The following is an 11,371-nucleotide window of genomic DNA, read 5'->3' as shown; positions in this document are numbered from 1 at the left end:
AGCCCATCGAGCAGGCACGGTCGCGCGGAGCCAGCCTAGGAGGCCAGGGGGTGATCGCGCGTCCTCCTGACGTACCAGTTCGCTCGGATCGCGGTCAGTCGGCGGAGGGAAGCGCGACGGGCCAACGCCCGCGGATGCGCGCGCGCCAGCGGCGCACGGGCGAGGCATCCCGGCCGCCGACCCGCAGCGTGTGGAAGGCGCGACGGTTGCGCGTCCACATCGAGGCGAGACCCGAGAACGGCCGGGCGGAGATCGGCATGGTCAGTTCGCGGTCCAGTCGGATCCGGTGGTGCCGCCCGAGTACGACGCTGAGGTCCATGTCGTCGTGCACCTCGGGGTCGTCGCGCCGCACCGCGCACCGCACCGCGCGCCAGGCGGACGCGCGCATCGCGAAGTTCGATCCGAAGAGCGGCCAGTGGGCGAGCGCGCTGCCCACGAGCAGGAAATACGCCTCCATGTAGAGGTAGCGGGCCAGGTGCACCGCCGGGCCGCTCAGGTCGGGGAACGTGCCGGGACCGGTCACCGCGTGCACCTCGGGGTCGGCGAGGTCCGCGACGATGCGTTCGATCCACCCCGCCGGCGGTTCCGAATCGGCGTCGATCCGGGCGATGATGTCGCCGAGGGCCGCGTCGTAGCCCGTACTCGCCGCCGCCGCGATGCCCGGGTGCGGCTCGAACACGACGCTCGCCCCGCCGGCGGCGGCGACCGCCGCACTGTCGTCGACGCTCGCGTTGTCCACCACGATGACCTCGAACGGCGCAACGGTCTGCGCGGCGAGCGCAGCGAGGCACACCCGGAGGTGGTCGGCGTCGTCCTTCACGGGGATGACGACCGACACGCGCGGCGGCCCGATGGCCCGCCGCGCGTGTCCGGGTGGTGCCGGGGAATCACCACTCACGGCGTCGGAGCCCCGCCGTTGACGTTGAGGGTCTCGCCGACCACGTAGCTCGACTCAGCGGACGCGAGGAACACGTATGCCGGGGCGAGCTCGGCGGGCTGGCCGGCCCGGCCGAGGGGCATACCCTTGCCGAACTCGGGCAGGTCCTCCTTGGGCTGCCCGTCGGACACCTGCAGCGGCGTCCAGATCGGGCCCGGCGCGACGGCGTTCACGCGGATGCCCTTCGGCGCGAGCTGCTGCGCGAGCCCCTTCGTGAAGTTGTTGATGGCGGCCTTCGTCGAGGCGTAGTCCACGAGGGTCGGGGACGGCGTGTACGCCTGCACCGACGTCGTGTTGATGATGGTGGAACCGGCGGGCATGTGGGCGAGGGCCGCGCGCGTGATCCGGAACATCGCGAGGATGTTCGTGTCGAAGGTGTCGATCAGCTGGTCGTCGTCGATGTCCTCGAGGGACTCCTGCGCGACCTGCTTGCCCGCGTTGTTCACGAGGATGTCGAGGCCGCCGAAGGCCTCGACGGCCTGCGTCACGATGTCCTGGCAGTAGGCGGGATCACGGAGATCGCCGGGAGCTGCGACGGCCTTCCGGCCGGCGTCCTCGATGAGGCCGACGATGCGCTGCGCATCCTCCTCCTCCTCGGGCAGATAGGAGATGAGGACGTCGGCGCCTTCACGCGCGAAGGCGATCGCGGTGGCGGCTCCGATGCCGGAATCCCCGCCCGTGACGATGGCGCGGCGTCCCGCGAGCCGACCGGTGCCCCGGTAGGTGAGCTCGCCGAGGTCGGCCTGCGGGCCGAGCTGGGCGTCGAGGCCGGGCTCCGGCTGGTCCTCGTTCGAGGAGGGGGTGATCGAGGGGTAGCGCGTGGTCGGGTCGTCGAAGGTGTACTGATCGGTGGTCATGGTGTCTCCCTCTGTCGCGTTCGTCGGTCGTACTCGGGGTGATGCGTCTCCACGCTACGACCGGGCGGAACGCCCGCCTCCCCATTGTCAGCCCTCCCGCGCGGGTGGTAGGCCCAGAACCGTCGTGGGCCCGCAGGACCAAGGTCCCTGGTCGCGTCTGTGGCCCCTGGGAAGACTTCAGGGGTTCCCACGAAAGGACCAGTGGTGCACTCCCTGCTCGACCCCCACTTCGCCTCGGCCGGCTCTCCATCGGCCGGTTCCCGATCGATCACCCTTCCCGCGATCGCCCCGGGCCCCGACGGCCCCGTGTGTATCGTCGCCCGCCGCCCCCGTCGTTCGGAACGGGCGACCGACCGCTCGCCCCTCGGCGTCGTGGTGCTGTGCGTCTCCCCTCTCGCGGCGCGCCGGCACGTGGTGGAGGCCGTCGCCGCGAGCATCGTGGCGGGAATCGCACGCTCGTGTCGTTCCCCGTCGGCGCCGCACCGCTCACGCGCACAGCCGTGCGCCTGCTCGTCGACCGGTTCGGCACCGAGCGCATCTCGATCGTGACGGGGGCCGCGCTCGCCGGGGACCCCGACGCCGAACTCGGCCACCTCGTGTCCGTCGACGGGGTGGCCGTCGGGATCCCCGACGGGGACTCGCTCCCACATGGTTCCGGGGACTCCGCGTTCCGGCGTCTCGCCCTCGCCGCTCTCCTCACCGATGCTTTCCCCCTGGCCGAATGGTCCCGGCGTCTGGCCGCCGCGCGATGACGCCGTCGGGCCACCGCGGGACGAAGGTCCCTCGCCTCGGACCCGTCCCGGACGGAGACTGGAAGAGGACGAGCAGACCGCACCGGTGGGTGCGCGCGACTCCGGACGGACGGAGGCCCGCGGTGGACGACAACACGATCGTCGTCGGTGTCGACGGCTCCCAGCCCTCGCACGCGGCACTGCGGTGGGCCGCTGCGCGAGCGGAGCGCTCCCGCAGCCGGTTGCTCATCGTGCACGTCCTCGACGGGAGCCGGACGGGAGTCGGCGACGGGCCGGACGACTCCGCCCTGCGCGACGCTCGCGCCCTGCTCGAGACCGAGCGCGGGATCGCGGCGAGCGCCGCTCCCGGAGTGACCATCGACACGGACGTCACGGACGGGGATCCGGTGTGGTCCCTCGTCGACGGCTACCCCGCCGCGCGGCAGATCGTCGTCGGATCGCACAAGACCGGCTTCCTCCGCGGTGCGTCCTTCGGCTCGCGGTCACTCCAGCTCGCCGCGGCGGCGGCCGCTCCCGTCGTCGTCGTCCCGCCGACGGGCGATCCGGTACGCGCCGGTGTGGTCGTGGGCGTCGACGAGTCCCCCGACGGTCGGACGGCCCTCGAGTTCGGCGTGCGCCACGCCCGCGCGGAGGCGCAGGAGCTGATCCTCGTCCGGTGCGTGCCGTCGACCCGCACCCTCGGGCGGTTCCGTAGCGGAACGGAGGACGCTGACGCGTCCGCCGCCGTGGCCCGCGCCCGTCGACGCGTCGCGGACCTCGACCCCGACCTCCGCGTGCGGTCCCGCATCGTGCACGGCGACCCCGCCCAGGCACTCATCCGCGCCTCGACGCGCGCCGCGCTCCTCGTGGTCGGACGCTCGCAGGGGGACGCCCACCCCTCATCGATCGGCCGGGTGACCCACGACGTGCTGTTGAACCTCGGTGTCGCGACGGTCGTCGTGGGCGCCGTTCCGTCCCCCTCCGCTCTGCGCTAGCCGGTACGACGGGACGTTCGGCCCTGGGATCGGCGGGCCGACCCGGTGAGGATTCGATCATGAGCCGCGACGACGAGAGCATCACCGACACGATCGAGCACCTGACGACGGCCGAATGCTGGCGCCTGCTGGAGCGGGCCGACCTGGGACGCCTGGCCATGGAGGGCACCGACGGTGCACCCGACGTCTTCCCCGTGAATCACGTGGTCCGGTCCGGTCACCTCTACTTCCGGACGGACCCGGGGTCGAAGCTCAGCGGCGTCGTGCGCACACCGACGGTCGCGTTCGAGGCCGACGGCTGGGACGGCGCGTTCCGCTGGAGCGTCGTCATGCGGGCCGCGGCGTCCGCCGTGCGCCTGCTCGACGACGCCCCGCTCGACGAGATCGCACCCGCGCAGGCCGGTGACAAATCCATCGTCGTGCGCCTCGTGCCGACGTCGATCTCGGGCCGCCGCTTCCGCGACGCGCGGACCGTCTCGACGCCGGTGTCCTCGGACGACGAGGTGCCCTCCATCGACCGCAAGCCCGTGCACATCCCGCGGTTGCCGCCTCCCGGAGGCGACGTCACGTCCGGACCGAGGGATCACCGACCCTGAGTACGAGCGGACAGCGGAGGGCGGACGGACCATACTGGGGGAGTCCCCGCCGTGACCGATCGCGGGAGACACGACGGCTCGGAGGCGACGACGTGCACGAATCGCGCGACAGGGACTCCGCGGAGCCCTCCGACTCCCCCGGCTTCGCAGCCTCCACAGACGGCGCGACATCCCCCGATCGCACGGAGTGGGCCGAGCGCGTGCTCCAGTCACAGGAACGGCTGCGGGCCCTCATCACCGCGAATCGCGCGATGGTGGACGAACTCGACCTCGAGCGCGTCCTCCGCACGATCGTGGAGGCAGCCGTCGACCTCGTGCACGCCCGGTACGGCGCCCTCGGCGTCATCAGCCCGGAGGGCGGGCTCGAGCGGTTCATCCACGTGGGCGGCGAGCCCGATCTCCCCGACGTCATCGGCCACTACCCGCACGGCCGCGGCCTCCTCGGCGCTCTCATCGACGACCCGCGCCCCATCCGCCTCGAGCACCTCTCCGGTGACAGCCGCTCGAGCGGTTTCCCCGAGGGGCATCCGCCCATGGACAGCTTCCTCGGGGTCCCCATCCGTGTGCGCGACGAGGTCTTCGGCAACATCTATTTGACGGAGCACACGGATGGCGGGTTCTCCGAGGAGGACCAGGAGCTGCTCATCGGCCTCGCGGCCACGGCGGGCGTCGCGATCGACAACGCCCGGCTCTTCCAGGAGACCCGGCGGCGGCAGCAGTGGAGCGCGGCCTCCGCCCAGATCGCGGCGTCCCTCCTCTCCGGCGGTCGCGACGACGCCCTCTCGACCATCGCGGAGACGACCGCGCAGCTCGCCGACGCCGAGGTCGTGTGCGTCGTGCTCCCCCACCGCGACGACCTGCTCGTGGTCGACACCGTCGGCGGCGTGGACGGCGACCGGTTCCGCACCCTCGTGTTCCCGCGGGAGGGCAGCGTCTCCGCTCGCGCGCTCGACTCGGGAGCCCCCCTCCGCCTCGACGACCTCGGTGCGGTCTCGACGAACGAGCCGGGCGTCACCGTCCTGCTCGGGCCGAGCATGGTGATCCCTCTGCACGCCGATGACACGACGATCGGCACCCTCACGATTTCCCGCTCCGCCGGACGCCCCCGCTTCTCGGACTCCGACCTCGAGCTCGCCTCGGACTTCGCCGACCAGTGCGCGATCGCGCTCTCCCTCGAGCAGGGTCGCGCCGCGCGGGAGAAGCTCTCGGTGCTGCAGGACCGCGGCCGGATCGCGCGCGACCTGCACGATCACGTCATCCAGCGCCTCTTCGGCGCGGGCCTCAGCCTGCAGGCCGTCGGGTCCGAGATCGACGACGATCGGGTCCGCGAGCGGATCGACGAGCAGGTCACGGCCCTCGACGACGCGATCGGATCGATCCGCACCGCGATCTTCGCCCTGACGTCGCGGCGTCCGCGGGAGTCGGTCAAGCACCGCATCATGGACGTCGTGACGGGGCACGACCACACCGGCGGTCCGTCCGCCCGGCTCCTCCTCACCGGCCCGATCGACTCGACGGTGCCGGAGGACATGATCGACGATCTGCTCGCCGTCGTCTCGGAGGGACTCGCGAACGTGGCGAGGCACGCCCACGCGGCCTCGGCCACCGTGAGCGTCACCGCGGAGCCCGACCGGCTGCTCGTCCTCGTGGAGGACGACGGCCGGGGACCGGCGGGGGCGTCGCGGCGCAGCGGCACCGCGAATCTCGCCGAGCGCGCCGCCCGCTGGGGCGGCGGCGCGAGCCTCGGCCCGCGGGAGCCGAGCGGATCCATCCTCGAGTGGTTCGTCCCACTCACCACTTCATCCGGGAGACGCGCATGACGACGGTATTCCTCATCGACGATCACGAAGTGGTGCGGCAGGGGGTCGCCGGCCTCCTCGGACGGGAACCCGATCTCGAGGTGATCGGGGAGGCGTCGACCGCCAGGGAGGCCCGAGCGCGCATCGCCGCGACCATCCCCGACGTCGCCGTCATCGACGTGCGCCTGCCCGATGGCAGCGGCATCGACGTGTGCCGCGACATCCGCTCGGCCCACCCAGAGGTGCACTGCCTCATCCTCACCGCGTACGACGACGACGACGCGATGTTCGCCGCGGCCCTGGCCGGAGCAGCGGGTTACGTGCTGAAGGACATCCGCGGGGCGAAGCTCGTCGAGAGCATCCGCGCCGTGGCCGCTGGACTCAAGCTCATCGATCCGCACGTGAGGCGCTCGATCGTCACGGAGGCGGCTCCCCCGCCCGACCGGATCGAAATCGCCCTGTCCCTCCGCGAACGGCAGGTGCTCGACCACATCGCCGACGGGCTGACGAACCGCCAGATCGGCGAACAGCTGGGCCTCGCGGAGAAGACGGTCAAGAACTACGTGTCGTCCCTGCTCGACAAGCTCGGGATGGAACGCCGCACCCAGGCCGCCGTCTACGGGGCGGAGCGCCGCACGCCCTGACGCGGGCTCGAGACCGCGGGGACGACGAGCACCGGGCATGCCGCGTGCCGCACGCATTGATCGCTCACGGACCCGAGGAGCAGCGACGCGAAACCGCCGCGACCGCGCGAGCCGACGATGAGCATCCGCGCCGGGTGCGCGGACCGCAGCAACACCTCTGCCGCGTGTCCGAGGACACCTCGGTACGAGACGGCGACGCCCGGATACCGGGCCACGATCGCCGCACTGTCCTTCTCGAGGCGAGCGCGCACGACCTCGTCGACGTCCGTGAGCGGTGCCGCGTACCCCTCGACGAAGATCGCCCCCGGCGGGGCGGTGTCGATCGTCCACGAGCGCACCACCTCGACGTGGGCACCGAGATGCGTCGCGAGGTCGAGTGCGGCGGCGAGAGCCGCATCCGCCCCCGATGAGCCGTCGTGTCCGACGACGAGCGGCCCGTCCGCCCCGTCCTCCATTGCCTGTCCCGTTTCGCGGCTCATCGTCTTCCCGTCCTCCGTCGAATGCACGGGCCTCGTCGCCCACCTCCGTCGATCATCCGCCGAGCGGTGCGAATGGGACAGAGTCTTTGGTCCCGCTCCGGCGCCAGGACGAGCACGGCACCCACAGGGACTGGCCGATCACCCGTTCGACCCACGGGACGTTCGGCCCTGGGCGAGATGCGGCCGGCCGGTCATCCTGAAGACGACCGGCCGCAGGGCCTCGTCACTGTCACTGTCGATCGAGGAGGATCTCCGATGACCACCACACGAACCACCGAGACGCCCAAACCGCGCACGTCGAGGACGGAGGCGTCCACGTGCATCGGCGTGGGTGTCGACGCGTCGGTCGAGTCGTCCGTCGCCCTCGCCTGGGCACTCGATCGTTCCCGCCGCACCGGCGACGCCCTCCGGCTCGTGACGGTGGTCGAGGAGGAGGCCGGGTCCATGGGAGCCGACTACGCCCGAACCGTCACGCGGGAGGCCTCCGAGAGGATCGCGTCCGTCGCCCAAACCGCTCGCGCCGAGGCCCCCGAGACGACGATCGATCTCGAGGTCGTGCACGGACCGGTGTCCTGGGCGCTGTCCCGCGCCGTCGGGCCGGCAGACCTCCTCGTGGTCGGCACACCCGTCGGCCATCCCGGCGGTGACCGCGTGCTCGGATCGCGCAGCGTGCAGATCGCGGCGGCCGCCCGGTGCTCCGTCGTCGTGGTCCCGCCGCGGCTCGGGGATCACCGCTCGGGGGTGGTCGTGGGCGTCGAGACGGTCACCGACATCGAGACCCTGATCGAGGCCGGGAGACGGGAGGCCGCACTCCTCGGCGAGCCGCTCCTGCTCGTCCACTGCTCTCCGCACCGCGGGTCGAGTGCCGACCGGGTCCTCGCCGCCATCGAACGTGCCGTCGCGCGCACGGCGGACGACGCGACCGCCATCGCGGTCCGCGGCGTCGTCGGCGATCCCGTCGAGAAACTCGTCGAGCTCGCCGGCGACGCCTCGCTGCTCGTCCTCGGACGGTCGCGGTCCCCCGAGCTCAATCCTCTGGGCACGACGTGTCACCGGGTCCTCTCCCACGCGCCCTCCGTCGTGTTCATCGCCGGGATCGACGCGGCGAGCGAACGCCTCGTGGTCTCCAGCGACACATCGGACCTGGACGTGTCGGACTGATCAGCCCGGGACGAGATGATCCGGCGTCACCCGAACAGCCGCTCCGAGGCGAGGCGTGCTCCCTCGCCGAGGGAGGCGAGCTTCGCGACGGCGATCTGCGGGTGGATGCGTCCGCCGAGCCCGCAGTCGGTGGACGCGATGACGTTCTCGGCGCCGACGAGCGACGCGAACGCCTCGATGCGGTCGGCGACGAGCTCCGGGTGCTCCACCACGTTCGTCGCGTGCGAGACGACACCGGGCAGGATCTTCTTGCCGGCGGGGAGTTCGAGGTCCCGCCAGATCTTCCACTCGTGGGCGTGACGCACGTTGGCCGCTTCGAACGAGTACTGGCCGGCGTCGATCGCGAGCATGAGGTCCGCGATGTGGCGGAACTCGATGTCCGTCGTGTGAGGGCCGTGCCACGATCCCCAACACAGATGGAAGCGGATGCGGTCCTGGGGCAGGTCGCGGAGCGCGTAGTTGAGCGCCTCCACGCGGATGCGCGTGAAGGCGCGGTAGTCTTCGACGCTCGGCTCCGGGTTGATCTGGTCCCAGTTCTCCGCGATCGACGGGTCGTCGATCTGCAGGGTCAGTCCCGCGTCGAGGATCGCGGTGTATTCCTCGCGGAGGACGTCGGCCCACGCCCAGATGTGCTCCTCGTCGGTGGCGTAGTGGTCGTTCGCGATGCGCGCGCCGCTGCCCGGTGAGAGGGAGGTGATGAAGCCCTCCTGCGCCCCGGTCTCGGCGAGCGCCGCTTTCAGGTTCGCGATGTCGGAGGCGATCGCCTCGTGTCCCACGTACGAGAGCGGGCCGGTCGTCGACGGGAACGCGGTGGCCGTGTTCCCGGTCGAGATGCCGGACGTCGGGTCCTGGTAGGCGTCGGCGAAGATCGTCCAGTCGCGCCGGTCGGGGAAGCTCGTGAGCCGCACGTCGCCAGGAGCCGAGCGCACGGGCTGCTGGGAGAAGATGTCGGATCCCGTCACCGAGAGACCCGCCACCCGCTGGAACGAGTACGACCACCACGCGCCGTAGTCGACGGCGCTCGTCATGGCCTTGCCGTATTCGCCGTCGCCGACGATCGTGATTCCGAGATCGAGCTGCCGGCGCACGAGGTCCGCGACGGCGTCCGTCAGCAGGCGCTCGAACTCGTCTGTCCGCTCGAGCGTGAAGCCGTCGTCCGCGAGGCGGCGCGCGTCGTTCGCGGCGATCAGTTCCGGGGTGCGCGGCAGGCTGCCGGCGTGGGTGGTCTCGATCCTGCGCGTGGTCATCGCCAGTCCTCCGTCGATCGGGCGCCGGCTTCGGCGCGTCGGTGCAGTCATCCTCCCGCGCCCCACCTCCGCCGTCACCCCCGGAGGTCACCGTCCGTCACACACGCCCCACCCCGTAAAATGGGGAGTCACCCTCCGCAGCGTCGCGGCACACCCACCACCGCTGCCCGGAAGGCCCCATGTCCACGCTCACCTCCCCGTCCACGCGCCTCGCGCGAATCGTCGACCACACCCTGCTGAAGCCCGAGACGACCGCGGCCGACATCGCCGCCCACATCGACGAGGCCGTCGAACTCGGCGCATTCTCGGTCTGCGTGTCTCCGTCGTTCCTGCCCCTCGACATCCCGACGGGCGCCGATCTGGCCGTCGCCGTCGTCGTCGGCTTCCCCTCGGGCAAGCACACGACGGCCGTCAAGACCGCCGAGGCGATCGAGGCCGTCGGGCGCGGCACGGATGAGATCGACATGGTCATCGACATCGGAGCGGCGAAGGCCGGCCGGTTCGACCTCGTCGAGGCCGACATCGCCTCCGTCCGGGGCGCGATCCCGGCCCCGCGAATCCTCAAGGTGATCATCGAGTCCGCCGCGCTCACCGACGACGAGATCGTCGGAGCCTGCCGCGCGGCCGTCGCCGCCGGCGCCGACTTCGTCAAGACCTCCACGGGCTTCCACCCCGCCGGCGGAGCGACCGTGCACGCCGTGCGTCTCATGAAGCAGACCGTCGGCGACGCGGCCGAGGTGAAGGCGAGCGGCGGCATCCGCAGCCTCGCCGACGCGCAGGCCATGATCGATGCGGGCGCGACGCGCCTCGGCCTCTCCGGAACGCGCGCGATCCTCGCGGAGGCGGCGGGAGAATCCCCCGCCCCGTCCACCCCCGACGCCTACTGAGTTCTCTCCTCGTCGCGCATGCCCGCGGGGAACGGGCGACCCTCACGACCCATGACGTCCGGGTCGCCCGATACGGTGGTCCCGTCCTCCTCGTCTGAGCCCACCCTCACCTCTCCCCACGGTCAGGAGCAGTCCGATGCCGATCATGCGCACTCCGCACGCCGAACTGGAGTACCTCGACGAGGGCCCGACCGACGGCCGCCCCGTCGTGCTCGTCCACGGATTCCCGGATGAACCCTCGACCTGGGACGGCGTCGTGGCGGCGCTCCCGGAGGGTCTGCGCGTCATCCGGCCGACTCTCCGCGGGGTCGGCCGCAGCCGTGTCATCGACCCGCTCGCTCGATCCGGGCAGGTCGCCGCACTGGCCACGGACCTGCTCGACCTCATCCGGGCCCTCGAGGTGGGCCCGGTCGTCCTCGTCGGACACGACTGGGGCGCGCGCGCCGCGCACGCTGCCGCATCGATCTCTCCCGCGCTCGTCGACAGGCTCGTGACGATCTCCACCGCGTACGGCCCCGGTTCCGACCTCACCCCGCGCGAGCGGCTGCACGACGCGTCCGTCGCGTGGTATCGCTACTGGCTCTGCACCTCCGCGGGCGCCGATGCCTTCCGCGCGAATCCCCAGGCGCTCGTCCGCTGGGCGTGGGACGACTGGTCGCCGCGACTCGAGCTCCCGAGCGCCGAGATGAGTCGCATCCTCACCGCGGTCGACACACCCCAATTCGCCGACACGGTCGTGCACTACTACCGCCACGGGGCCGGCGAAGCCGCCGGTTCGTCGGTCTACGCGCAGACGCAGGCGCTCCTGGACACCTGGCCGACGATCGACGTGCCGACGACCTTCCTCATCGGGACCGAGGACGGCTGTGAGACCCTGCCGCCGGCCCGGACGAACGCCTCCCTGTTCTCGGCCGGCCGGCGGCTGATCGAACTCGACGGTCTCGGCCACTTCATCCCCCGTGAGGCACCGTCCGCCGTGGCCGAGGCGATCGTCCGACAGCTCGAGGGCTGACCCCGCGCCCGCGGCCACGCCCTTGC

General features: G+C 71.9%; 12 protein-coding genes. 8 read left to right on the top strand and 4 right to left on the bottom strand.

All coding sequences use genetic code 11. The features are described 5' to 3' along the window. Positions 1-94: 94 nt before the first annotated feature. Positions 95-838 (bottom strand): glycosyltransferase family 2 protein, encoded by a 744-nt coding sequence (locus ELQ94_RS01570; protein WP_243696812.1) that lies wholly within the window; start codon positions 836-838, stop codon positions 95-97. Positions 839-894: 56 nt separating this feature from the next. Further along, entirely contained in the window at positions 895-1,794 is a 900-nt protein-coding gene (locus ELQ94_RS01565) for a glucose 1-dehydrogenase (protein WP_127046482.1), read from the bottom strand. 458 nt (positions 1,795-2,252) lie between these two features. Here ELQ94_RS01565 and ELQ94_RS01560 point away from each other — a divergent pair, with 458 nt between their 5' ends. The 5 genes from ELQ94_RS01560 to ELQ94_RS01540 all read left to right on the top strand — a co-directional run bounded on the left by ELQ94_RS01560 (position 2,253) and on the right by ELQ94_RS01540 (position 6,559). Further along, positions 2,253-2,546, top strand: coding sequence for a hypothetical protein (locus tag ELQ94_RS01560; RefSeq protein WP_127046480.1), 294 nt, complete (start codon positions 2,253-2,255; stop codon positions 2,544-2,546). Between the two features lie 122 nt (positions 2,547-2,668). Further along, positions 2,669-3,520, top strand: a complete 852-nt coding sequence (locus ELQ94_RS01555; protein WP_166404623.1) for a universal stress protein — start codon at positions 2,669-2,671, stop codon at positions 3,518-3,520. 59 nt (positions 3,521-3,579) lie between these two features. Beyond that, complete coding sequence (locus ELQ94_RS01550; RefSeq protein WP_127046476.1) at positions 3,580-4,116, top strand: pyridoxamine 5'-phosphate oxidase family protein; 537 nt, start codon at positions 3,580-3,582, stop codon at positions 4,114-4,116. Positions 4,117-4,208: 92 nt separating this feature from the next. Next, positions 4,209-5,936, top strand: a complete 1,728-nt coding sequence (locus ELQ94_RS01545) for a sensor histidine kinase (RefSeq protein ID WP_127046474.1) — start codon at positions 4,209-4,211, stop codon at positions 5,934-5,936. Further along, a complete protein-coding gene (locus ELQ94_RS01540; RefSeq protein WP_127046472.1) occupies positions 5,933-6,559 on the top strand; it encodes a response regulator in 627 nt (208 codons plus the stop codon). The genes ELQ94_RS01545 and ELQ94_RS01540 overlap by 4 nt, the downstream gene beginning before the upstream one ends. Here ELQ94_RS01540 and ELQ94_RS01535 read toward each other — a convergent pair. Next, positions 6,532-7,038, bottom strand: coding sequence for a universal stress protein (locus ELQ94_RS01535; RefSeq protein WP_127046470.1), 507 nt, complete (start codon positions 7,036-7,038; stop codon positions 6,532-6,534). The genes ELQ94_RS01540 and ELQ94_RS01535 overlap by 28 nt on opposite strands. Positions 7,039-7,293: 255 nt before the next feature. Here ELQ94_RS01535 and ELQ94_RS01530 point away from each other — a divergent pair, with 255 nt between their 5' ends. Next, positions 7,294-8,199 carry a universal stress protein gene (locus ELQ94_RS01530; RefSeq protein WP_166404622.1) on the top strand — a complete coding sequence of 302 codons (906 nt, stop codon included), beginning with the start codon at positions 7,294-7,296 and terminating at the stop codon, positions 8,197-8,199. A 26-nt stretch (positions 8,200-8,225) separates the two neighbouring features. Here ELQ94_RS01530 and ELQ94_RS01525 read toward each other — a convergent pair whose 3' ends face one another. Further along, on the bottom strand, positions 8,226-9,446 hold the full coding sequence (locus tag ELQ94_RS01525) for a cobalamin-independent methionine synthase II family protein (protein ID WP_127046466.1): 1,221 nt from the start codon (positions 9,444-9,446) through the stop codon (positions 8,226-8,228). Positions 9,447-9,625: 179 nt separating this feature from the next. Between ELQ94_RS01525 and deoC the strand changes: the two genes are divergently transcribed. After that, positions 9,626-10,333: a deoxyribose-phosphate aldolase gene (deoC, locus tag ELQ94_RS01520; protein ID WP_127046464.1), complete on the top strand. Its 708-nt coding sequence runs from the start codon at positions 9,626-9,628 to the stop codon at positions 10,331-10,333. 145 nt (positions 10,334-10,478) lie between these two features. Beyond that, complete coding sequence (locus ELQ94_RS01515) at positions 10,479-11,345, top strand: alpha/beta fold hydrolase (protein WP_166404621.1); 867 nt, start codon at positions 10,479-10,481, stop codon at positions 11,343-11,345. Positions 11,346-11,371 lie beyond the last annotated feature (26 nt).

Source organism: Labedella endophytica, assembly GCF_003990045.1.
GTDB classification, from domain to species: domain Bacteria; phylum Actinomycetota; class Actinomycetes; order Actinomycetales; family Microbacteriaceae; genus Labedella; species Labedella endophytica.
This window is presented reverse-complemented; position numbering and strand designations above follow the sequence as displayed.